Here is a 20,786-nt window from a genome sequence, read left to right as displayed (position 1 = left end):
CGGGATCGTCTGTGCTCACCCGTCCAGTCTGCCCCAACGGCGGCCCCGGTCCGTCGCCGGGTCCGGCCCGTGGGCGCCGCGCCGGAATGCGGTCAGCGCGCGGGCTTCGGGCAGGACGGATGGGTGCCGGCGGTGACCAGTTCGGCGACCGCGTGGCGCGGGTCGCCGCTGGTCACCAGTCCCTCGCCGACGAGCACCGCGTCGGCGCCCGCCCCGGCGTAGGTGAGCAGGTCGGAGGGACCGCGTACGCCCGACTCGGCGATCTTGACGACCTCGGTCGGCAGTCCCGGCGCGATGCGCGCGAACGTGCTCTTGTCGACCTCGAGGGTCTTGAGGTTGCGGGCGTTGACCCCGATGACGGTGGCGCCGGCCTCGAGGGCACGGGTCGCCTCCTCCTCGGTGTGCACCTCGACGAGCGCCGTCATTCCGAGCGATTCGACGCGGTCGATCAGCGACGTCAGCACGGGCTGCTCGAGCGCGGCGACGATGAGCAGCACGATGTCCGCGCCGTGGGCACGCGCCTCGTGGATCTGGTACGGGCCGACGATGAAGTCCTTGCGCAGCACCGGGATTCGCACCGCGCGCCGCACGGCGTCGAGGTCGTCGAGACTGCCCTGGAAGCGGCGCTGCTCGGTGAGCACGCTGATCGCGCGGGCACCGCCGGCCTCGTAGGCCTTGGCGAGTTCGGCGGGGTCGGTGATGTCGGCGAGCGCACCCTTCGACGGGCTGGCCCGCTTGACCTCGGCGATGACGGCGATTCCCGGCTCGAGCAACGCGGCCTTGGCGTCGATCGGCGGGGGCGCGGCGGCAGCGGCGGCCTTGACCGCGGCGAAGTCGAGGACCGCCTCCCGGGCGGCGACGTCGGCGCGCACCCCTTCGAGTATCGAGTCGAGAACTGTCATCGTGGCTCGAAGTCCTTTCGCCCCTGTCAATCCGATGTGAGAAAGCTCATCGGAGTTTCTTGAAGAGTAGTGTGCGCGCTCACCGGCCCGTGCGGCGGGTCCCCGAATCGTCGGCGCCGCCCTCTCCCCCTCGATCGGCGGCCCGGTCGTCGGCGGCGTCCACCGTGGGGTCCTCGCCCGCGTCGAGCGCGTCCCACAGGGTGCGTTCGGTGACCGGCTCGTCGGCGGTGTCCCGGCGGGTGGTGGCCTCGCGGCGGGCGCCGGGGCTGTCGTACTTCGACGACAGCCCGGCCCCGGCCCGCGGGGTGCGCCACAGCTGCACCGCGGCGGTCAGCGCGGCCGCGGCGCCGGCGAGGGCGAGCACGGCCGGCCCGGCCGCGACGGTGAGGGAGGTGACCTCGGCGCGTGCGGGCAGCTCCGCGATGCGCGCCGCGGTCGCGTCGTCGGCGCCGCCGGTGAGCAGCCGCACCGCCGGGACGGCGGCGGCGACCGCGACGACCGCGACGACCGCGGCCAGGATCCGCAGCGCCCAGCCGCGCACCGCGAACGACGCCGCGACGGCCGCCAGCAGCGTCAGCGCGAGCGGAGTCAGCGCCGCCGCCCACGTGCCGCCGACGAGGGTGGTGACCCGGTCCTCGCCGAGGCCGTCGGAGGACGTGACGGTCACCCAGGTCAGGCGGCTCGCGCCCCACAGCGCGACGGCGCCGATCGCGAGCAGCAGCGCGGCGATCGCGCCGGCCCGTCGCCGGGGCGTGCTCGTGGCGCTCACCTACGGTCCCCCTCGAACGGGGTGAGGGTGCCGGCCGCGGCGACGGCGGAGAGCACGGCCATGGCCTTGTTGCGGGCCTCGGTGTCCTCGTAGACCGGATCGGAGTCGGCGACGACGCCGGCACCGGCCTGCACGTAGGCGACCCCGTCCTTGACCAGCGCGGAGCGGATGGCGATGGCGGTGTCGGCGTCGCCGGCGAAATCGAGGTAGCCCACGATGCCGCCGTAGATGCCGCGGCGGGTCGGTTCGAGTTCGTCGATCAGTTCCATCGCCCGGACCTTGGGCGCGCCGGACAGGGTGCCGGCGGGGAAGCACGCGGTGACCGCGTCGAGGGCGTGCCGGCCCTCGGCGAGGCGGCCGGTGACGGTGGAGACCAGGTGCATGACGTGGCTGTAGCGCTCGATGTGCCGGTAGTCGTGGACCTTGACGGTGCCGGGCTCGCACACCCGCCCGAGGTCGTTGCGGCCGAGGTCGACGAGCATGAGGTGCTCGGCGTTCTCCTTCTCGTCGGCGAGGAGGTCCTTCTCGAGGAGGATGTCGTCCTCCTCGCTGGCGCCGCGCCAGCGGGTGCCGGCGATCGGGTGCGTGGTGGCGACGCCGTCGGCGACGGTCACCAGCGCTTCCGGGCTCGAGCCGACGATGGAGAACGCGGTGCCGCCGTCGCCGTCTGGAACGTGCATGAGGAACATGTACGGGCTCGGGTTCGAGGCGCGCAGCATCCGGTACACGTCGATCGGCGCAGCGTCGCAGTCGATCTCGAAGCGCTGGGACAGCACCACCTGGAACGCCTCGCCGGCCTCGATCTCGCCGATGAGCCGGCGCACGTCGGCGCCGAAGCTCTCGGTGGTGCGCTGGCGCCGGTAGTCGGGGGCGGGGCGGTCGAACGTCGAGACGGTCGACGGGGCCGGCGCGGCCAGCGCCGCGGTCATCCGGTCCAGCCGCGCGACGGCGTCGTCGTAGGCCTCGTCGACGCGCTCGTCGGAGCCGTCCCAGTTGACGGCGTTGGCGATGAGGGTGATCGCGCCCTCGTGGTGGTCGACGGCGGCGAGGTCGGTGGCGAGCATCATCACCGTCTCCGGGATGTGCAGGTCGTCGACGGCATGTTCGGGCAGCCGCTCGATCCGGCGCACGACGTCGTAGCCGAGGTAGCCGACCATGCCGCCGGTGAGCGGCGGCAGGCCGTGCAGCCGCTCGGTGTGCAGCAGCTGCAGGGTCCGGCGCAGCACGTCGAGCGGGTCGCCCCCGGTGGGGGCGCCGGCGGGCACGTGGCCGTACCAGGTGGCCTCGCCGTCGACGACGGTGAGCGCGGCCGGGCTGCCGGCGCCGATGAACGACCACCGCGACCAGGACCGGCCGTTCTCGGCGGACTCGAGCAGGAAGGTGCCGGGCCGGTCGGCGGCGAGCTTGCGGTACGCCGACAAGGGGGTCTCCGCGTCGGCGAGGACCTTGCGGGTCACGGGAACGACGCGGTGCTCGGCGGCGAGCAGCCGGAACTGCTCGCGGGTGGTGGTGGAGTCGGGTCGGCCGCCCTCGGTGAGGTCGGGGGCCGCTGCGGGAATGGTGGTGGGCTCGCCGGACATGGCGCCCATCATCCCAGGGACTGCCGCGGCGAGCGCGGCCGCGGTAGCGTCGCCGGACATGAGAGCCGGTGACACCGCCCCCGATTTCACGGCGAGCGACCAGGACGGGCGTCCGCGAACGCTGTCCGCGCTGCTGGCGGACGGGCCGGTGGTGCTGTTCTTCTACCCGGCCGCGTTCACCCCGGTCTGCACGGCCGAAGCGTGCCACTTCCGGGATCTGGCGGCCGAGTTCGCCGCCGTCGGCGCCACCCGGGTCGGGATCAGCACCGACCCGGTGGACCGGCTGGGCGCGTGGTCGACGCGGCAGTCGTTCGACTACCCGCTGCTGTCCGATCCGGACGGCGCGGTGGCGGCCCGGTTCGGGGTGCGCCGGGGGCTGCTCGGCCGGCTCTCTCCGGTCAAACGGACCACGTTCGTGCTGGACACCGACCGCACCGTCCTCGAGGTGATCGCCAGCGAGGTGCGCCCCGGCGTGCACGCGGACCGCGCGCTCGCGGCGCTGCGGGCCCGGCGCGCGAGCCGGGACTGACGGTCAGTCCACCTGGACGGAACGCTTGGCCAGGCCCATCCAGAACCCGTCGATCACCTGCCGGGGCGTCTGCTCCGGGTCGCTCGACGCGCCGAGGGTGACGAACAGCGGGGCGAAATGCTCGATCGTGGGGTGGGCGTACGGCATGCCGGGCGCCCGGCTGCGGAAGTCGAGCAGGCCGTCGACGTCGCCGGCGGCGAGCCGCTCGGCGGCCCAGGCGTCGAACTCGGCGGACCAGCCGGGCGCGACGGCCTCGGGGCGCGGGTCGCGCAGGAACGGCAGACCGTGCGTGGTGAATCCGGAGCCGATGACGAGCACCCCCTCCTCCCGGAGCGGACGCAGCCGCCGGCCGAGGGCGAGCAGGCGCTGCGGATCGAGGGTGGGCAGCGAGATCTGCAGGACCGGGAGGTCCGCGTCGGGGTACATGACGGTGAGCGGCACGTACGCGCCGTGGTCGAGACCGCGGTGCGGCTGCTGCACGACCGGTTCGCCGTCGGGCATCAGCGCGGCCACCTTGCGGGCGAGGTCGGGGGCGCCGGGCGCCGGGTAGGTGACCTCGTAGAAGCGGCGGGGAAAGCCGCCGAAGTCGTACACGAGCGGGGTGCCGGTGGTGGTGGCACCGATGGTCAGCGGCGCGGACTCCCAGTGCGCGGAGACCACGAGGATCGCGGTGGGGGTCGACAGGTCGGCGGCCCAGCGCTGCAGCTGTGCCACCCACGTCGCGCTGTCGACCAGGGGTGGTGCGCCGTGGCTGAGGAACAGGGCGGGCATGGGACTCACACGGACTCCTAACGTTGAAGCTTCAACAATGCTACCCGATACAGCGTCGGCGCCCTCCGGAATGTTCCCGGCCTGCGGGGATGGATCGGCGCAGGCGCGGGTATCCGCCACCCATGACCGGAACACAGGGCCTGAAGGTAGTCGTCACGGGCGCGACCGGAAACGTGGGAACCAGCGTCACGGCGGCGCTCGGCGCCCAGGACGCCGTGGGATCGGTGGTCGGCATCGCCCGCCGCCCCACCGACTGGCGCTGCCGCAAGACCGAGTTCGTCGTCGCCGACGTGGCCGACGACGACCTGCACGAGCTGCTGCGCGACGCGGCCGCGGTCGTCCACCTCGCCTGGCTCTTCCAGCCCACCCACAAACCCGAGATCACCTGGCGCAACAACGTGCTCGGATCGATCCGGGTGTTCGAGACCGTCGCCGAGGTGGGCGTGCCCACCCTCGTCCACGCGTCGTCGGTCGGCGCCTATTCTCCGGGACCGCAGGACGAACGGGTCGACGAGCGCTGGCCCACCCACGGCTGGCCCGGCGCGGCGTACCCGCGGGAGAAGGCGTACCTCGAACGCTGGCTCGATGCGTTCGAACTGCGGCACCCCGACATCCGGGTGGTCCGGATGCGTCCCGGATTCCTCTTCAAGCGCCAGTCCGCGACCGCGCAGCGCCGGTTGTTCGCCGGGCCGTTCCTCCCCGGCCGCCTCGTCCGGGCCCTGCCGGTCGTCCCGCGCACCGCCGGACTGCGGATGCAGGTGCTGCACACCGACGACGCCGCCGACGCCTACGTCCGGGCCGTGCTCCGGCCGGTGCGGGGCGCGTTCAACCTAGCCGCCGAGCCCCCCGTCGACGCCGAGGTCCTCGCCGAGATCCTCGGCGCCCGCACGGTGCCTGTCCCGCCCGCGGCGCTGCACGCGGCCGTCGCCGCTGCCTGGCACGCACGGCTCGCCCCCGCCTCCCCCGGCCTGGTCGACACAGTGCTGCGGCTGCCGCTCATGGACTGCACCCGCGCCCGCACCGACCTCGAGTGGATTCCTCGGCTCTCGCCGCGCGCCACCCTCGAGGAGTTCCTGACCGGGCTCCGAGAGGGCAGCGGGTTGCCGACACCGCCGCTGGCGGAGGACAGCGTGGGCCGCCGTCTGCACGAGGTCGCCACCGGCATGGGACAGCGCCCCTGACCGCATGCCCCGACGGACGCCGGCGTCCCGCCCCGCCGTCCCGATAGGGTGGACGATCGAGAAAGGACGGTGCATCAGTGGGCTCCGCACAGATCGACGACACCGAGTGGCTGACCGCATCCCAGCAGCGGGCCTGGCGGAAGCTGGTGGCGCTGATCACCCGCCTGCCGGCCGCGCTGGACACGCAACTGCAGCGCGACTCCGCGCTCACCCACTTCGACTACTCGGTCCTCGCCGAGCTGTCCGAGGCACCCGAGCGGCGGCTGCGGCTGTCCGAGCTGGCACAGCTGTCGAACGCGTCGCTGTCCCGGCTGTCGCACGTGGTGACCAAGCTGGAGAACGCCGGATGGGTGTGCCGCCGGAGTGTGCCCGGCACGCGCGGCTCGTACGCGGTACTCACCGACGCCGGCATGACCACGCTCGTCGAGGCGGCACCCGGTCACGTCGCGACCGTCCAGGCCCTGGTGTTCCGGGGCCTCGACGACGATCAGGTCGCCGCGCTGACCGACCTCGGTACCGCGCTGCTCGCCCAGCTCGACAAGGGCATCGCCGCCGGCACCGGGAAGGCCTGACCGGGCAGAACGCGGCCCCCGCACCGGCAGCGGCCGCTCGCCCGTTGCACCCTCACTCGTCGAACCCTCACCCGTTGTAGCGCTGCGCCCGCAGGTCGCGGGCCAGATGGTCGCGCTGCTCGATCACCAGGCGCCGCAATGCCGCCGGGGCGTCGGCGTGCGCGTCGAGCCACCGGTCACACGGCCCGAGCGTGTTTCCGGCGGGGAAAAGACCGACCACGATCCGGCGCGCGATCTCGATGCTGCGCTCGGACCACACCGTCCGGAGCGCGGCGAAGTAGTCGTCGTCGTACGGGGCGATCAGGTCCCGGTGCGCTCCGGCCCGGAGCCCCGCGATGGTGGCGTCGAGATGCTCGTTCGACAGCGCCGTGTCGGAGAAGACCGCGCTCCAGGCCTGCGCCTTGACCGGGGCGAGCGGTCGCGCGGCCAGGGCGCGCAGGTGCGCGGTCCGTCCGGAACCGGTGTCGTCGCGGGCGAGTTCGCCGTCGAGATCGGCCGGCTCCGCGTGCCCGGTCGCCGCCAGGGCGGTCCACATCTGCCAGCGCAGGTCCGGGTCCAGCGGCAGTCCCCGGGGTGCCGGACCGGTGCCGTCGAGGATCGCGCGCAGGTCGGCGGCGTGGGCGTCGTCGACAGTGGCGGCCGCGGCGACCGCGCGGGCCCAGGCGAGTTGCTCACCCGATCCCGGTGTGGCGGCGAACACCGCCGCCCAGGTCGCCTCGAGCCAGATGCGGCGCTGCCGGGACCGGCTCGCGTCGGGCAGATAGTGCTCGATCGCGTAGGGTGCGTTCGCCAGCAGCGCGGCCAGCAGGGCCGGATTCGGTTCGGCCACCGCGAATCTGCGGACCATGGACAGGTACCGCGCCGCGGTCAGCTCGCTGTCGCGGGTGGCGTTCCACAGCGCCGACCAGATCAACCCCCGGGCCAGCGGGTCGACGACGCGATCGAGCGAATGCTCCACCGTCTCCAGCGACCGCGGGTCGAGCCGCACCTTGGCGTAGGTCAGGTCGGCGTCGTTGAGCAGGATCAACGGTGCAGCTACCGACTCGATCGGCGTGCGCTCGGCCTCGAGGTCGACCTCGACCCGCTGCCGGCAGACCAGGTCGCCGGCCTCGTCGAAGTCGTAGTGACCCACAGCCAGCCGGTGGGGTCGCGCCGGCGTCTGGACGATCGCGGAGCGCCCCTCCCCCGCATCCTCGAGCGCTACTGCGCGCTCGAGCGTCAGGGTCGACACGCCGGTGGTCTGCAACCAGGCGCGCGCCCAGCCGGACAGGTCTCGTCCCGACGTCGCCGACAACTCGGCGAGCAGATCCGCGAGGGTGGTGTTCCCGAAGGCGTGCCGGCGGAAGTAGCGCCGCGCACCCTCGAAGAAGGCATCCCGCCCCACGTAGGCGACGAGCTGCTTGAGGACGCTCGCCCCCTTCGCGTACGTGATGCCGTCGAAGTTCAGTTTGGCGGCCTCGAGGTCGACGATGTCGGCGACGATCGGGTGGGTCGTCGGCAACTGGTCCTGCAGGTAGGCCCAGGCCTTGCGCCGGTTGGCGAAGGCGACCCACGCGTCGGTGAACTCGGTGGCCTCGGCACTGACCAGCGAGCCCATGTAGTCCGCGAACGACTCCTTGAGCCACAGGTCGTCCCACCACGTCATGGTGACGAGGTCGCCGAACCACATGTGGGCCATCTCGTGCAGGATCGTGTTCGCGCGGGCCTGGTACTGCGCGGCGGTGGCGGCGCCGCGGAACACGTACGCCTCGGTGAAGGTGACGCACCCGGGGTTCTCCATGGCACCGAGGTTGTATTCGGGGACGAACACCTGGTCGTACTTGCCGAACGGGTAGGGGTAGCCGAAGTGGTCGGCGTAGAAGTCCATCCCCTGCCGGGTCACCTCGAAGATCGCGTCGGCGTCGAGGTACTGCGCCAGCGAGGCGCGGCACAGCACCCCCAGCGGAGCCGTGAGATCGCCTCCATCCCAAGTGGATTCGACCCGATGGTAGGGCCCGGCGACCACCGCGGTGATGTAGGTGGAGATCGGCAGCGTCGGCGCGAACTCCACACGCCGACCGTCCGTGAGCGAATCCTCCCGGACCACAGCCTGGTTCGACAGCACCTGCCAGCCGACGGGCGCCGACACGACGAACGTGAACGGCGCCTTGAGATCCGGCTGCTCGAAGCACGCGAACACCCGCCGCGCGTCCGCGGGTTCGTACTGCGTGTACAGGTAGGTCTGCCCGTCGGCCGGATCGACGTACCGGTGCAGGCCCTCACCGGACCGGCTGTACTCCGCGGCGGCGGCGACGGTGACGACGTTGTGCTCACGCAGGCCGCTCAAGGTGATCCGCGCGCCGTCGTAGCGGACGGGCACCGCCTCGCCGTTGAGCACGACCGACTCGACGCCGGAGCCGAGGAAGTCGAGCCACGTCGCGTCCGCGGCGGCCGTGAACTCGACCGTCGTCGTGGTCGTGAAGCAGGGGTTCCCGGCGTCCGGGGCGTCACGCAGGTCGAGGTCGACGCGATAGCTGCGGACCGTCACGGCCCGGGAACGCTCGGCGGTTTCGGCTCGGGTCAGATTCGCGGACGCCATACACCGATCCTGCCAGGGTCCGCTCGCCGGGACCGACGGCCGCCAGCGCCCGTCACGGGGCGCCCTGCGCCGGGGGCGGTGCACCTCACCCGAGCGCGACACCCCCGACGCCCCACTGCTCCCGCGGCACCTCGGTGATGGTCACCCACACCGACGTCGCATCCTTGCCGGTTGCCTCGGCGTAGGCCTTGGTCACCGCCTCGATGGTGGCGCGCTTCTGTTCGACGGTGAGACCGGGGGTCTGGCTGATCTGGATGAGGGGCATGAGGGAATTGTGCCGCACCCCCGACGGGGCCGGGACCTGCAGGTGTAACGAAACAATCCGGACGGTCGATTTCCTCGACGATTACCGTCCTCGGCACGTCTCGCCTCGCGGAAGGATCAGCATGGGATCGTCGGAACTGTTCACGGAGTTCGTCGGCTGGGCCGCGGAAGGCTTCCTCACGGGGGATCCCGTCCAATCGGCCATCGGCACCGTCGTGTTCCTCGGGCTCGGCCTGTGGAGCCTGCTCACCGGCGCACCGATCGTCTTCTGACGGCCGCGCCGCGGCCGGTGCGTCCTTCGGGCGGCTGGAGCAGCCCGAAGGACGCACCGGCGCCAAAGGCGCCTATTCGGCGGCGAGCAGGACGTCGGCGTCGAAGCACGTGTGGGTGCCGGTATGGCACGCGGCCCCGACCTGGTCGACGACGAGCAGCACCGTATCGCCGTCGCAGTCGAGCCGCACCTCGTGCACGTACTGGGTGTGACCGGAGGTCTCGCCCTTGACCCAGTACTGTCCGCGCGAACGCGAGAAGTAGGTGGCGGTACGGGTCTCGAGGGTACGGGCGAGCGCCTCGTCGTCCATCCAGGCCATCATCAGCACCTCGCCGGTGGCGCGTTCCTGGGCGACGGCGGCGAACAGCCCCGCCTCGTTGCGCTTGAGCCGCGCCACGATCGCCGGATCCAGCCTGCTCATCGCACCTCGATCCCCTCTGCGCGCATCGCCGCCTTGACCTGCGGGATGGTGAGCTCCCCGAAGTGGAACACGCTGGCCGCGAGGACCGCGTCGGCGCCGGCGTGCACGGCGGGGGCGAAGTGCTCGACAGCTCCCGCGCCGCCGCTGGCGATCACCGGCACGTGCACCGCGGCGCGCACCGCCTGGATCATCGGCAGGTCGAAGCCGGACTTGGTGCCGTCGGCGTCCATCGAGTTCAGCAGGATCTCCCCCACGCCGAGTTCCGCGCCGCGGCATGCCCATTCGACGGCGTCGATGCCGGTGCCGCGGCGACCGCCGTGCGTGGTGACCTCCCATCCCGACGGGGTGTCCTCCTCGCCGTCGGGCACGGTGCGGGCGTCGACGGACAGCACGATGCACTGCGACCCGAACCGCTCGGACATCTCGCGCAACACCTCCGGGCGGGCGATGGCGGCGGTGTTGATGCTGACCTTGTCCGCGCCGGCCCGCAGCAGCCGGTCCACGTCCTCGACGGTGCGTACGCCGCCGCCGACGGTGAGCGGGATGAACACCTGTTCGGCGGTGCGGCTGACCACGTCGAGCATGGTGCCGCGGTCGCCGCTCGACGCGGTGACGTCGAGGAAGGTCAACTCGTCCGCGCCCTGCAGGTCGTACGCCGCGGCGAGTTCGACGGGATCACCAGCGTCGCGCAGGTTTTCGAAGTTCACCCCCTTGACGACGCGGCCGGCGTCGACGTCCAGACACGGGATCACCCGGACTGCCAGGGTCATGGGATTCGGTCCTCCTCGGGGACGGGACCGGGAAGCGATCCCACGATGTCGAGTATCTCCTCGTGCACGCCGGGGGCGCCGGCGACCACAGAGCCGGAGCCGATGCGCCAGGGCTTGCCGGCGAAGTCGGTGGCGAGGCCACCGGCCGCGCGCACCAGGGCCACGCCGGCGGCGTTGTCCCACGGGTGGTGCCCGAAGACGACGGCGGCGCCGAGCACCCCGGCCGCCGTGTACGCCAGGTCCACCCCGGTGGAACCGTGCATGCGCAGGCGCGACACCCGGCGGCTCAGCTCGGTGATGACCTCGAGCCGGCGCCGGCCCGGGATACGTCCGCGGCTGTCGATGTCGAAGCTGCCCACGCCGACCATCACGTCCGCCAGCGCCGCCGGCTGCAACGGCAGTTGGGGACGACCGTTGCGCAGCAACGGCCCGTCCGCGGCGGCCGCGAACCGGTCGCCGACGAACGGCAGCCAGGTCAGCCCGAGGATCGGGTCGCCGTCGCGGACGAGTGCGAGCAGGATTCCCGCGGTGGGCAGCCCGGCGGAGTAGTTGACGGTGCCGTCGATCGGGTCGAGCAGCCACACCGTGCCCGAATCGGCTTCGGGACCGCCGAACTCCTCACCGTGCACGGCAATGCCTGTGCGCCGCTCCAGTTCCGTGGAGATGCGCCGTTCGAGTTCGAGGTCGAGGTCGGTGGCGAAGTCGTTGGGCCCCTTGTCCACCGAGCGCGGCGCCCCGCGACCGGCGACGAAACGCTCCGACGCCGCGTCGAGCACCTCACCGGCGACGGCGAGCAGGCTGGACAGATCGGCGGGCGCGGTCATCGGATCAGCGTGAGACCGCGTCGAGGGCCTCGGTGAGCGTGAACCGGCCCGCGTACAGCGCCTTGCCGACGATGGCGCCCTCCACGCCCCGGTCGACGAGACCGGCGATCGCCCGCAGGTCGTCGAGGGCGGACACGCCGCCGGACGCGACGACGGGAGCGTCGGTGGCTGCGCAGACCTGGGCGAGCAGATCGAGGTTGGGGCCGGTGAGCGTGCCGTCCTTGGTGACGTCGGTGACGACGTAGCGGCTGCAGCCGTCCCGGTCGAGCCGCGCGAGAACCTCCCACAGGTCGCCGCCGTCGGAGACCCAGCCGCGGCCGCGCAGGCGCCACTGCCCGTCGATGAGCTTGACGTCGAGCCCGACGGCGATGCGCTCGCCGTACTCGGCGATGGCGCGGGCGCACCAGTGGGGATCCTCGATGGCGGCGGTGCCGAGGTTGACGCGAGCGCACCCGGTGGCCAGCGCCGCCTCGAGGGACTCGTCGTCGCGGATACCGCCGGAAAGCTCGACCTTGACGTCGAGTTCGCCGACGACGTCGGCGAGGAGTTCGCGGTTGGAGCCGCGTCCGAAGGCGGCGTCGAGATCGACGAGGTGCACCCATTCGGCGCCGGCGTTCTGCCACTCGAGGGCGGCGTCGCGGGGAGAGCCGTAGCTGGTCTCGCTGCCCGCCTCTCCCTGGACGAGGCGAACTGCTTCACCGTTGGCGACATCGACTGCAGGCAAAAGGACCAGGCTCACTGCGCCCATGCTAGTGGGTCGCGGCGGTCGCCGAGCACCGGCCCCGACGGTCATCCCGCACCGTCGCGGCGCGGCGTGTCGTTGCCGTCGCGGCGCGGCGTGTCGTTGCCGTCGCGGCGCGGCGTGTCGTTGCCGTCGGGACCGAAGGCGCGGCGCGTCGTCCGAGTCGACACGATGCCCATCGCGACGATCGCGCCGACCACGCCGGCGAGTGCGACGATCAACGCGACGACGGGCCCCGGTCGCAGCACCACGATCACGACGGTGGCGAGCAGGAGCACGCCCGTGGCGGCGCCCATCGCCGTCAGTGCGAGCCGGCCGAGCGAGAACTCCGGCCGGGCCGGATCATCGCCACCGGCCACGCCGCGGTTCACAAACTGCCGACCCAGTTGCGCAGCAGCTCGGCTCCGGCGTCGCCGGATTTCTCGGGATGGAACTGCGTCGCCGACAGCGGGCCGTTCTCGACCGCGGCGAGGAACCGCCCGCCGTGCTCGGCCCAGGTCAGCGCGGGCGGGGGGATCAGCTCCGACGGCGGCAGCTCCCACTTCTGCGCGGCGTAGGAGTGCACGAAGTAGAAGCGGGTGTCGCGGTCCATACCGGCGAACAGCACGCTGTTCTCGGGGGCCTCGACGGTGTTCCAGCCCATGTGCGGCAGCACCGGCGCGTCGAGACGTTCGACGGTGCCGGGCCATTCGCCACATCCGTCGGTCTCGACACCGAATTCCACACCCTTGTCGAACAGGATCTGCATGCCGACGCAGATGCCGAGCACCGGGCGGCCGCCGGCGAGTCGCTGGCCGATGATCCGGTCCCCGCGCACCGCCTTCAGTCCCGCCATGCAGGCCGCGAACGCGCCGACACCGGGCACGACCAGGCCGTCGGCGGCGAGCGCGACCTGCGGGTCGGCGGTCACCTCCACCTGCACGCCGGTGCGCGCCACCGCGCGCGTCGCCGAATGCAGATTGCCGGAGCCGTAGTCGAGGACGGCGACCTTGGTTGCGCTCATGGGCTCGATTCTATGGGGCCGCGGCGGGCCGCTCCGACGGCCCGGCGATCCGGGCGAGCAGCGGCAGGATCGGCACGAGCAGCGCGGCGGTCGCGAACGCGGCGGGATAGCCTGCGACGGTGGCGATCCCGCCGAGCAGCAGCGATCCGGCCCCGGTGCCCGCGTCGAAGCCGATGTTCCAGGCGGCGCTCGCGGCGCCGACGTGGGCGGGCCCGGCGCGACGGAACGCGAGCATCAGGGCGTCGTTCTGCACGACGCCGAAGCCGAGGCCGAATGCCACGGCCGCCCCGAGCAGTACCGTCGCGCCGCCGCGATCGTCCGCGGCGAGCGCGAACGGCACCATCGCCACGGCGGCCAGGCCGAGCCCGGCCGGCAGGAGCCGGCCCGCGCCGATCCGGTCCGCGACCGCACCGGCGCCGTAGCGGCCGACGAGGGTGGACGCGCTGATCAGCGCCAACGCGATCGCCACCTGTCCCGAGGCCGCGGGCACGGCGATCGACAGCAGCGAGGTGAGGCCGCCGTAGGCGACGGCGCCCGCGGCGATCGCCACCGCCGGCAGGGCCAGAGCCCGCAGCGGCGTGCGGCTTCCGGCCACGCCGGTCTGCCGGGTGACCACCTTCGGCAGGCGCGCGATCGCGACGAGCGCGAGCGTGGGCACCGCCGCGCCGAGTACGAACACGGGTGCGGTGGAGGCCCGCTCGGCGACCGCCAGTCCGAGCGGCAGTCCGACCATCTGCGCCGCGGCGATCGCGATGCCCTGTGCGCCGGTGGCGCGGCCGAGCAGCCGGGCGGGCGCGAGTTCGGCCACGAGGGCGGCGCTGGCCACGGTGATCATGCCGAAGCCGATCCCCCGCACCGCGGAGGTCGGCAGCACCACGGCCGGGTGCAGCGACAGCAGGAGCAGCAGCGACGGCAGGCCCAGCAGCAGGCATCCGGCGGCGAGCACGGGCCGGTAGCCGCGGGCCCGCACCAGGCGCGGCACGGCCGGTTGGGTGAGCACCGTCGCGCCCATGAACACCGCCGTCACCGCGCCGGCGAGGGTGCCGCTGCCGCCGGCGTCGGCGACGGCCCGGGGCACCACCGGCAGCAGCAGGGAGAACCCGGCGAACGCGCCCGCCGCCATCGCCCAGGCGGCCGGCAGCCCCGGCACCGCGAACAGGCCCGGCCGATCCGACGACGTCAGAGCAGCCTCAGCACGCCGGCGATCGCGGCGAGCAGCGTCAGCGCCAGCAGCACCCCGGCGAAGAGGGTGTTGCCGGCCCGCCACATCGACCAGGTGCCGCCCGCGGCGATGCCGGCGAGCATGAACAGGCCGTACGTCAGGACGACGTCCACTACAGGGTGCCCTTGGTCGACGGCACGCCGCTGACCCGGGGATCCGGTTCGACGGCCTGGCGCAGCGCCCGCGCGACGGCCTTGAACTCGGCCTCGGTGATGTGGTGCTGGTCGCGGCCGTAGAGCACGCGAACGTGCAGGGCGATGCGGGCGTGGAAGGCGAGGGATTCGAACACGTGCTTGTTGATCACGGTCGAGTACGGCACGCCGGGGTAGCCGCCGATCACCGAGTGCACCATGTAGTCCGGTTCGCCGGTGTGCACGCAGTAGGGCCGGCCGGAGACGTCCACCGCCGCGTGCGCGAGGGTCTCGTCCATCGGGATGAACGCGTCGCCGAAGCGGCGGATGCCGCGCTTGTCCCCGAGCGCCTGATTCAGCGCCTGGCCGAGGACGATCGCGGTGTCCTCGACGGTGTGGTGCGCCTCGATCTCGATGTCGCCCTGGGCGCGCACGGTCAGGTCGAAGCTGGCGTGCTGACCGAGCGCGGTGAGCATGTGGTCGTAGAACGGGACACCGGTGGAGATGTCGGTGCGGCCGGTGCCGTCGAGATTCAACTCGACGACGATGGACGATTCCTTGGTGGCACGCTCGATCCGCGCGGTGCGCGGGGTGGGGGTGGTCTGCTCGCTCATCGGCCGTCCTCGATCTCGGTGGCGGCGAGCTTCTCGCTCACCCGTAGCAGTTCGTCGTTCTCGTGGGCCAGGCCCACGGTGGTGCGCAGGAACCCGGGGATACCGACGTCCCGGATCAGCACACCCTCGTCGAGGTAGCGCCGCCAGGTGGCGGCGGCGTCGGCGAAGCGCCCGAACAGGATGAAGTTCGCGTCCGAGGGCACCACGTGGTAGCCGAATCGGGTCAGCTCGGTCGTGATGCGGTCGCGTTCGGCGCACAGCCGGGCGACCGAGCCGAGAGTCTCGTCGGCGTGCCGCAGCGCGGCCCGGGCGGCGGCCTGGGTGATCACCGACAGGTGGTAGGGCAGCCGCACGAGCAGCAGTGCCTCGACGAACGCGGGCGCGGCGGCGAGGTAGCCGAGCCGGCCGCCGGCGAACGCGAACGCCTTGCTCATGGTGCGCGAGACGATCACCTTGGCCGGGAACTCGTCGATCAGCGTCAGGGCGCTGGGGGCGGCGGAGAACTCGGCGTAGGCCTCGTCGACGATCACGATGCCGGGTGCGGCTGCGCAGATCGCGCGCAGCTCGTCGAGCGGGATGCTGTGCCCGGTGGGGTTGTTGGGGCTGGTGACGAACACCACGTCGGGCTGCTGCAGGCGAATTGCGGCCACCGACGAGTCGAGGTCGAGGGTGAAGTCCTCGCCCCGGTAGGTCGGCAGCCACTCGGTCTGGGTGCCGTCGGCGATGATCGGGTGCATCGAGTAGGACGGCACGAATCCCATCGCGGATCGGCCCGGCCCGCCGAAGGCCTGCAGGATCTGCTGCAGGATCTCGTTGGACCCGTTGGCGGCCCAGACGTTCGCGACGCTCACGCCCACCCCGGTCTGCCGTGTCAGGTAGGCGGCGAGGTCGGTGCGCAGCGCGACGGCGTCACGGTCGGGGTAGCGATGCAGCTGCGTGGCGGCCTCGCGCACCGACTCGGCGACGTCGTCGATCAGGGCGCGCGTCGGCGGGTGCGGGTTCTCGTTGGTGTTGAGCTGCACCGGCACCGTCAGCTGCGGCGCACCGTAGGCGGACTTGCCGCGCAGGTTCTCCCGCAGCGGCAGGTCGTCGACGGTGATGCCGGATCCCGGGGCGCTCATTGCAGGTCCTCGAAGCGCAGCCGCACGGCCTCGCCGTGCGCGGGCAGGTCCTCGGCTGTGGCGAGGGTGATCACGTGCCCCGCGACGTCCTCGAGCGCCTCCCGGCTGTACTCGACGACGTGAATGCCGCGCAGGAAGGTCTGCACGCTCAGTCCGGACTGGTGCCGGGCGCAGCCGGCGGTGGGCAGCACATGGTTCGAGCCGGCGCAGTAGTCGCCGAGGCTGACCGGCGCCCAGGGGCCGACGAAGATCGCGCCCGCGGCCCGCACCCGCGCGGCGACCGCGGAGGCGTTCTCGGTCTGGATCTCGAGGTGCTCGGCGGCGTAGGCGTCGACGACTTTCAGGCCCTGGTCGAGGTCGTCGACGAGGACGATCCCGGACTGGCTGCCGGACAGCGCGGTCCGTACGCGTTCGCGGTGCTCGGTGTGCTCGAGCTGGGCGGCGACGGCGGCGTCGACGCCGTCGGCGAGCTCGGCGCTGGTGGTGACGAGGACCGACGCGGCCATGACGTCGTGCTCGGCCTGGCTGATCATGTCGGCCGCGACGTGGACGGGGTCGGCGGTGTGGTCGGCCAGGATCGCGATCTCGGTGGGGCCGGCCTCGGCGTCGATGCCGACGACGGCGCGGCACAGGCGCTTGGCGGCGGTGACGTAGATGTTGCCCGGGCCGGTGATCATGTCCACGGGCGCCAGTTCGGAACCCTCGGTGTCGGTGTCGGTGCCGCCGTAGCTGAGCAGCGCCACGGCCTGGGCACCGCCGACGGCCCACACCTCGTCGACCCCGAGCAGGGCGGCTGCGGCGAGGATGGTCGGGTGCGGCAGGCCCCCGAAGTCCGCCTGCGGCGGGGACGCGACGACGAGCGACTCGACCCCGGCGGCCTGGGCAGGCACCACGTTCATCACGACCGACGACGGGTAGACGGCGTTGCCGCCGGGCACGTACAGCCCCACCCGCTCGACCGGCACCCAGCGTTCGGTGACGGTGCCGCCGGGCACGACCTCGGTGACGGTGTCGGTACGGCGCTGGTCCTGGTGCACCGTCCGGGTGCGTTCGATCGCGACGACCAGCGCCGAACGCACGGCGGGATCGAGTTCGTCGAGGGCCCGGTCGAGTTCGGCCTTCGGCACCCGCACGCGGTCGGGACGCACCCGGTCGAACTTCTCGCTGTAGTCGAGGGCCGCGGCGGCGCCTCGGTCGCGTACGTCCTCGACCACGGGCCGCACCTGATGGAGCACCGCGTCCACATCCACTCCGCCGCGGGGCAGCGCGCCCCTCAGCTCCGCAGTGGTGGGGGTTCGACCACGCAGGTCGGTGCGGGCAAGCATGAGGTGTCCTCTCTCGCGAACGGGGGTCCGTTCCATTATCCGTGATGGCGGCGATCACCCTCGACGGCAGTCCCCGAACGCGCCGTCCGCGCGCCTCGGAGCGGCCGGCGGCCGGACCTATGCTGACCACATGGAGGACGATGTGTCGCGCCCCCCGACGTTGGGGGAGCTGATCCGCCGGCAACGTGAGCTCGCCGAGTTGCCCATGCGGCAGCTCGCCGCGATGGTGGGGATCTCGAACCCGTATCTGTCGCAGATCGAACGGAACCTGCGGGCGCCGAGCGAACGCGTGCTGCAGGCCATCGCCGAGCAGCTGCATCTGTCGGCGGATGTGTTGACGGCCGAGGCGGGCCGGCCGGATCCGGGAGAGTCCGCGGTGGTGCACGCGATCCGGGAGGACCCGGATCTGACGAACGCGCAGCGGCGGTCGCTGGTGGAGATGTACGAGGCGTTCCGTGAGGTGACGGTGGGCAAGCGGCGCCGGGGTGCGCGCTCCGACGAGGGCACGGAGTGAGCAAGATCACATCGGACGGCACAATGTGAGCCACCCTCATGTTTCGGCTGGTGAGGCGCTGCGTCCCGGCCTGCCCACTGCACGTGCAGCTCGCATGTACTTCGCAGTAAGATGCGCGACCCGGCACGCGGTGTCACCCTCGGGGCACACCCCTCTTCCTCGTCTGGAGATCCCTTGCTCGACCACGTGCACAAGAAGTTGAAGTCGACCCTGGACCCGATCGGCTGGGGTCCCGCGGTGAAGTCGGTGGCCGGACGCGCCGTCCGCAACCCCCAGGCCGTCACCGCCGCCACGACGGAATACGCGGGCCGGCTGGTGAAGATCCCCGCCGCGGCCACTCGCGTGTTCAACGCCGACGATCCCGAGCCGCCGATGCCGCTCGACCCGCGCGACCGCCGCTTCTCCGACACCGCCTGGCGGGAGAACCCCGCATACTTCTCGCTCCTGCAGGGTTATCTCGCCACGCGTGCCTACGTGGAGGAACTCACCGACGCCGGCGCCGGCGATCCACTGGAGGACGGCAAGGCCCGTCAGTTCGCGAACCTGATGCTCGACGTGCTGGCCCCGTCGAACTTCCTGTGGAATCCGGGCGTGCTCACCCGCGCATTCGAGACGGGCGGGGCCAGCCTGCTGCGCGGCGCGCGCTACGCCGTGCACGACGTGCTCAACCGCGGCGGCCTGCCGCTGAAGGTGGACTCGGACGCGTTCACCGTCGGCGAGAACCTCGCAGCCACCCCCGGCAAGGTGGTCTATCGCAACGACCTGATCGAGCTGATCCAGTACACGCCGCAGACCGAGCAGGTGCACGCGGTGCCGATCGTGGCCGCGCCGCCGTGGATCAACAAGTACTACATCCTCGATCTCGCACCCGGGCGCAGCCTCGCCGAGTGGGCGGTCCAGCACGGCCGCACCGTGTTCATGATCTCGTACCGGAACCCGGACGAGTCGATGCGGCAGATCACCATGGACGACTACTACGTCAACGGCATTGCCGCCGCGCTGGACGTGGTCGAGGAGATCACCGGGTCACCGAAGATCGAGGTGCTGTCCATCTGCCTCGGCGGCGCGATGGCCGCGATGGCGGCCGCGCGCGCATTCGCCGTCGGCGACAAGCGCGTGACCGCCTTCACCATGCTCAACACCCTGCTCGACTACAGCCAGGTCGGGGAACTCGGGTTGCTGACCGATCCGGCCACGCTGGACCTCGTCGAGTTCCGGATGCGGCAGCAGGGCTTCCTGTCCGGCAAGGAGATGGCCGGCAGCTTCGACATGATCCGCGCGAAGGACCTCGTCTTCAACTACTGGGTCTCGCGGTGGATGAAGGGCGAGAAGCCTGCGGCGTTCGACATCCTCGCGTGGAACGAGGACAGCACGAGCATGCCCGCGGAGATGCACTCGCACTACCTCCGGTCGCTGTACGGCCGCAACGAGCTGGCCGAGGGCCTCTACGTGCTCGACGGACAGCCCCTGAACCTGCACGACATCACGTGCGACACCTACGTCGTCGGCGCGATCAACGACCACATCGTGCCCTGGACGTCGTCGTACCAGGCGGTGAACCTGCTGGGCGGCGACGTGCGCTACGTGCTCACCAACGGCGGGCACGTCGCGGGCGCGGTGAATCCCCCCGGCAAGAAGGTGTGGTTCAAGGCCGTCGGGGCGCCGGACGCCGAGACCGGCTCGCCGCTGCCCGCGGATCCGCAGGTGTGGGACGACGCGGCCACCCGCTACGAGCACTCGTGGTGGGAGGACTGGACGGCCTGGTCGAACAAGCGCGCCGGGGAGCTGGTGCCGCCGCCGGCGATGGGCAGCGCCGCCCACCCGCCGCTCGAGGACGCGCCGGGCACGTACGTCTTCAGCTGAGAACTTGCGCGTTAGCAATCGTTTTGCTAACCTGCTAACAGCGTCCTCCGAGGCGCCCTTGCACACCCGAACGGAAGGTACGCCATGACCACCGCCAAGACCCCCGTCGACGCCGCTGTCGCCAAGACCACCGCCGACACCGCCAAGGCCAACGAGGCTGCTGCCAAGGCCACCGCGGACGCCACCGCCGCCGCTCAGAAGATCGCCGAGTCGGCCACCACCGCCGCGAACCAGGCCACCGCCGAGTTCACCAAGGCTCTCGACGAGAGCGCGGCCCGCCTGAGCGAGTTCAACGACAAGGTCGTCGACGCCGCCAAGCAGAGCGGCAACCTCACCGTCGACACCTACGAGCGCGCCGTCACCAGCCTGCTCGACCTGCAGGAGAAGCTCGCCTCCGCCACCCCGATCAGCTGGGTCGAGGACCTCACCAAGGCGCAGGTCTCCTTCGCCCGTGAGCTCACCACCACGGTGACCACCACCGCACGCGATCTCCTCAAGTGATCGATTGTGCGTCTGTTCCGACGCGATCGCGTCGGAACAGACGCACCACGCACCGGGCGCCGGTTCAATGAACCCCATGAACGCCCTGCAGACCGTCGCGATCGCCGCCGCCCCGTTCCGTCTCGGGGCCGCGGCGATCGCCGGTTGGAGCACCTACCTGGCCACCCTGAGCCGACGCGGTGCGCACCCGCTCGACGTCGCGACCGACATCGCCGACTGGTGGCGCGTGCTCACCGACCGCGAACCCCCGCGCTGGGCCAACTCGTGGCCCGTCACGCACTCCTGGCCGCTCGCCCGGCTGCGTGACTGCAGCGACCC

The 20,786-nt window shown here is 72.1% G+C and carries 24 protein-coding genes and 1 pseudogene; 8 read left to right on the top strand and 17 right to left on the bottom strand.

What is annotated here, in order from left to right; genetic code table 11:
* Window positions 1-92 precede the first annotated feature (92 nt).
* From trpC to G6038_RS23635, 3 genes are all read right to left on the bottom strand, one after another.
* Window positions 93-902, bottom strand: coding sequence for an indole-3-glycerol phosphate synthase TrpC (trpC, locus tag G6038_RS23645; protein ID WP_006936963.1), 810 nt, complete (start codon window positions 900-902; stop codon window positions 93-95).
* A 79-nt stretch (window positions 903-981) separates the two neighbouring features.
* Window positions 982-1,671: a TIGR02234 family membrane protein gene (locus G6038_RS23640; RefSeq protein WP_165040280.1), complete on the bottom strand. Its 690-nt coding sequence runs from the start codon at window positions 1,669-1,671 to the stop codon at window positions 982-984.
* Window positions 1,668-3,251 carry an anthranilate synthase component I gene (locus G6038_RS23635; RefSeq protein WP_206025515.1) on the bottom strand — a complete coding sequence of 528 codons (1,584 nt, stop codon included), beginning with the start codon at window positions 3,249-3,251 and terminating at the stop codon, window positions 1,668-1,670. Before G6038_RS23635 ends, G6038_RS23640 begins: the two co-directional genes overlap by 4 nt.
* A 58-nt stretch (window positions 3,252-3,309) precedes the next feature.
* Between G6038_RS23635 and G6038_RS23630 the strand changes: the two genes are divergently transcribed.
* On the top strand, window positions 3,310-3,780 hold the full coding sequence (locus tag G6038_RS23630; RefSeq protein WP_165040278.1) for a peroxiredoxin: 471 nt from the start codon (window positions 3,310-3,312) through the stop codon (window positions 3,778-3,780).
* Window positions 3,781-3,783: 3 nt separating this feature from the next.
* On the opposite strand, the gene G6038_RS23625 is transcribed toward G6038_RS23630, so the two are convergent.
* Window positions 3,784-4,551 carry a class III extradiol ring-cleavage dioxygenase gene (locus G6038_RS23625; protein ID WP_165040288.1) on the bottom strand — a complete coding sequence of 256 codons (768 nt, stop codon included), beginning with the start codon at window positions 4,549-4,551 and terminating at the stop codon, window positions 3,784-3,786.
* A gap of 122 nt (window positions 4,552-4,673) precedes the next feature.
* Here G6038_RS23625 and G6038_RS23620 point away from each other — a divergent pair, with 122 nt between their 5' ends.
* On the top strand, window positions 4,674-5,732 hold the full coding sequence (locus G6038_RS23620) for an NAD-dependent epimerase/dehydratase family protein (protein ID WP_165040276.1): 1,059 nt from the start codon (window positions 4,674-4,676) through the stop codon (window positions 5,730-5,732).
* 77 nt (window positions 5,733-5,809) lie between these two features.
* Window positions 5,810-6,304 carry a MarR family transcriptional regulator gene (locus G6038_RS23615; RefSeq protein WP_165040274.1) on the top strand — a complete coding sequence of 165 codons (495 nt, stop codon included), beginning with the start codon at window positions 5,810-5,812 and terminating at the stop codon, window positions 6,302-6,304.
* Between the two features lie 67 nt (window positions 6,305-6,371).
* On the opposite strand, the gene pepN is transcribed toward G6038_RS23615, so the two are convergent.
* Window positions 6,372-8,882 carry an aminopeptidase N gene (gene pepN, locus G6038_RS23610; protein WP_165040272.1) on the bottom strand — a complete coding sequence of 837 codons (2,511 nt, stop codon included), beginning with the start codon at window positions 8,880-8,882 and terminating at the stop codon, window positions 6,372-6,374.
* Window positions 8,883-8,967: 85 nt separating this feature from the next.
* A complete protein-coding gene (locus G6038_RS23605; protein ID WP_346772899.1) occupies window positions 8,968-9,165 on the bottom strand; it encodes a 2-hydroxymuconate tautomerase family protein in 198 nt (65 codons plus the stop codon).
* A 103-nt stretch (window positions 9,166-9,268) separates the two neighbouring features.
* Here G6038_RS23605 and G6038_RS23600 point away from each other — a divergent pair, with 103 nt between their 5' ends.
* Window positions 9,269-9,418, top strand: coding sequence for a hypothetical protein (locus G6038_RS23600; protein ID WP_165040268.1), 150 nt, complete (start codon window positions 9,269-9,271; stop codon window positions 9,416-9,418).
* Between the two features lie 72 nt (window positions 9,419-9,490).
* Here G6038_RS23600 and hisI read toward each other — a convergent pair whose 3' ends face one another.
* The 11 genes from hisI to hisD form a co-directional block, all read right to left on the bottom strand.
* Entirely contained in the window at window positions 9,491-9,838 is a 348-nt protein-coding gene (hisI, locus tag G6038_RS23595; protein ID WP_165040266.1) for a phosphoribosyl-AMP cyclohydrolase, read from the bottom strand.
* Window positions 9,835-10,608, bottom strand: a complete 774-nt coding sequence (gene hisF / locus G6038_RS23590) for an imidazole glycerol phosphate synthase subunit HisF (RefSeq protein WP_165040264.1) — start codon at window positions 10,606-10,608, stop codon at window positions 9,835-9,837. Before hisF ends, hisI begins: the two co-directional genes overlap by 4 nt.
* Entirely contained in the window at window positions 10,605-11,432 is an 828-nt protein-coding gene (locus tag G6038_RS23585) for an inositol monophosphatase family protein (RefSeq protein ID WP_165040262.1), read from the bottom strand. The genes hisF and G6038_RS23585 overlap by 4 nt, the downstream gene beginning before the upstream one ends.
* Window positions 11,433-11,436: 4 nt before the next feature.
* Window positions 11,437-12,171: a bifunctional 1-(5-phosphoribosyl)-5-((5-phosphoribosylamino)methylideneamino)imidazole-4-carboxamide isomerase/phosphoribosylanthranilate isomerase PriA gene (gene priA, locus G6038_RS23580; protein WP_165040260.1), complete on the bottom strand. Its 735-nt coding sequence runs from the start codon at window positions 12,169-12,171 to the stop codon at window positions 11,437-11,439.
* A gap of 50 nt (window positions 12,172-12,221) precedes the next feature.
* Window positions 12,222-12,470: a hypothetical protein gene (locus G6038_RS23575; RefSeq protein WP_240918693.1), complete on the bottom strand. Its 249-nt coding sequence runs from the start codon at window positions 12,468-12,470 to the stop codon at window positions 12,222-12,224.
* A 71-nt stretch (window positions 12,471-12,541) separates the two neighbouring features.
* Window positions 12,542-13,177, bottom strand: coding sequence for an imidazole glycerol phosphate synthase subunit HisH (hisH, locus tag G6038_RS23570; protein ID WP_165040256.1), 636 nt, complete (start codon window positions 13,175-13,177; stop codon window positions 12,542-12,544).
* Between the two features lie 10 nt (window positions 13,178-13,187).
* Window positions 13,188-14,327: an MFS transporter gene (locus G6038_RS23565; RefSeq protein ID WP_165040254.1), complete on the bottom strand. Its 1,140-nt coding sequence runs from the start codon at window positions 14,325-14,327 to the stop codon at window positions 13,188-13,190.
* Window positions 14,328-14,356: 29 nt separating this feature from the next.
* A complete protein-coding gene (locus G6038_RS23560; protein WP_165040253.1) occupies window positions 14,357-14,512 on the bottom strand; it encodes a hypothetical protein in 156 nt (51 codons plus the stop codon).
* Window positions 14,512-15,144: an imidazoleglycerol-phosphate dehydratase HisB gene (gene hisB / locus G6038_RS23555; RefSeq protein ID WP_165040251.1), complete on the bottom strand. Its 633-nt coding sequence runs from the start codon at window positions 15,142-15,144 to the stop codon at window positions 14,512-14,514. Before hisB ends, G6038_RS23560 begins: the two co-directional genes overlap by 1 nt.
* Window positions 15,141-16,265 (bottom strand): histidinol-phosphate transaminase, encoded by a 1,125-nt coding sequence (locus G6038_RS23550; protein ID WP_165040249.1) that lies wholly within the window; start codon window positions 16,263-16,265, stop codon window positions 15,141-15,143. The genes hisB and G6038_RS23550 overlap by 4 nt, the downstream gene beginning before the upstream one ends.
* Window positions 16,262-17,590: a histidinol dehydrogenase gene (gene hisD / locus G6038_RS23545; RefSeq protein WP_165040247.1), complete on the bottom strand. Its 1,329-nt coding sequence runs from the start codon at window positions 17,588-17,590 to the stop codon at window positions 16,262-16,264. The genes G6038_RS23550 and hisD overlap by 4 nt, the downstream gene beginning before the upstream one ends.
* A gap of 130 nt (window positions 17,591-17,720) precedes the next feature.
* Between hisD and G6038_RS23540 the strand changes: the two genes are divergently transcribed.
* The 4 genes and pseudogenes from G6038_RS23540 to G6038_RS23525 all read left to right on the top strand — a co-directional run.
* On the top strand, window positions 17,721-18,104 hold the full coding sequence (locus G6038_RS23540; protein WP_165040245.1) for a helix-turn-helix transcriptional regulator: 384 nt from the start codon (window positions 17,721-17,723) through the stop codon (window positions 18,102-18,104).
* A gap of 174 nt (window positions 18,105-18,278) precedes the next feature.
* Window positions 18,279-19,967 carry an alpha/beta fold hydrolase gene (locus G6038_RS23535; RefSeq protein WP_165040227.1) on the top strand — a complete coding sequence of 563 codons (1,689 nt, stop codon included), beginning with the start codon at window positions 18,279-18,281 and terminating at the stop codon, window positions 19,965-19,967.
* 84 nt (window positions 19,968-20,051) lie between these two features.
* Window positions 20,052-20,468, top strand: a complete 417-nt coding sequence (locus G6038_RS23530) for a hypothetical protein (protein ID WP_165040225.1) — start codon at window positions 20,052-20,054, stop codon at window positions 20,466-20,468.
* 76 nt (window positions 20,469-20,544) lie between these two features.
* Window positions 20,545-20,786 (top strand): annotated as a pseudogene (locus tag G6038_RS23525) (esterase); the annotation flags it as partial.

It is taken from the genome of Rhodococcus sp. 14C212 (assembly GCF_011058195.1).
GTDB lineage: Bacteria > Actinomycetota > Actinomycetes > Mycobacteriales > Mycobacteriaceae > Rhodococcus > Rhodococcus aetherivorans.
This window is presented reverse-complemented; position numbering and strand designations above follow the sequence as displayed.

What these genes read in the sequence shown, in the direction of transcription:
- G6038_RS23630 (WP_165040278.1), top strand. Translation starts at nt 3,310, where the DNA reads ATGAGAGCCGGTGACACCGCCCCCGATTTCACGGCGAGCGACCAGGAC.
- G6038_RS23575 (WP_240918693.1), bottom strand. Translation starts at nt 12,470, where the DNA reads ATGGGCGCCGCCACGGGCGTGCTCCTGCTCGCCACCGTCGTGATCGTG.
- G6038_RS23620 (WP_165040276.1), top strand. Translation starts at nt 4,674, where the DNA reads ATGACCGGAACACAGGGCCTGAAGGTAGTCGTCACGGGCGCGACCGGA.
- G6038_RS23585 (WP_165040262.1), bottom strand. Translation starts at nt 11,432, where the DNA reads ATGACCGCGCCCGCCGATCTGTCCAGCCTGCTCGCCGTCGCCGGTGAG.
- G6038_RS23540 (WP_165040245.1), top strand. Translation starts at nt 17,721, where the DNA reads ATGGAGGACGATGTGTCGCGCCCCCCGACGTTGGGGGAGCTGATCCGC.
- G6038_RS23635 (WP_206025515.1), bottom strand. Translation starts at nt 3,251, where the DNA reads ATGTCCGGCGAGCCCACCACCATTCCCGCAGCGGCCCCCGACCTCACC.
- pepN (WP_165040272.1), bottom strand. Translation starts at nt 8,882, where the DNA reads ATGGCGTCCGCGAATCTGACCCGAGCCGAAACCGCCGAGCGTTCCCGG.
- hisH (WP_165040256.1), bottom strand. Translation starts at nt 13,177, where the DNA reads ATGAGCGCAACCAAGGTCGCCGTCCTCGACTACGGCTCCGGCAATCTG.
- G6038_RS23625 (WP_165040288.1), bottom strand. Translation starts at nt 4,551, where the DNA reads ATGCCCGCCCTGTTCCTCAGCCACGGCGCACCACCCCTGGTCGACAGC.
- G6038_RS23600 (WP_165040268.1), top strand. Translation starts at nt 9,269, where the DNA reads ATGGGATCGTCGGAACTGTTCACGGAGTTCGTCGGCTGGGCCGCGGAA.
- trpC (WP_006936963.1), bottom strand. Translation starts at nt 902, where the DNA reads ATGACAGTTCTCGACTCGATACTCGAAGGGGTGCGCGCCGACGTCGCC.
- G6038_RS23550 (WP_165040249.1), bottom strand. Translation starts at nt 16,265, where the DNA reads ATGAGCGCCCCGGGATCCGGCATCACCGTCGACGACCTGCCGCTGCGG.
- hisB (WP_165040251.1), bottom strand. Translation starts at nt 15,144, where the DNA reads ATGAGCGAGCAGACCACCCCCACCCCGCGCACCGCGCGGATCGAGCGT.
- hisD (WP_165040247.1), bottom strand. Translation starts at nt 17,590, where the DNA reads ATGCTTGCCCGCACCGACCTGCGTGGTCGAACCCCCACCACTGCGGAG.
- hisF (WP_165040264.1), bottom strand. Translation starts at nt 10,608, where the DNA reads ATGACCCTGGCAGTCCGGGTGATCCCGTGTCTGGACGTCGACGCCGGC.
- G6038_RS23530 (WP_165040225.1), top strand. Translation starts at nt 20,052, where the DNA reads ATGACCACCGCCAAGACCCCCGTCGACGCCGCTGTCGCCAAGACCACC.
- hisI (WP_165040266.1), bottom strand. Translation starts at nt 9,838, where the DNA reads ATGAGCAGGCTGGATCCGGCGATCGTGGCGCGGCTCAAGCGCAACGAG.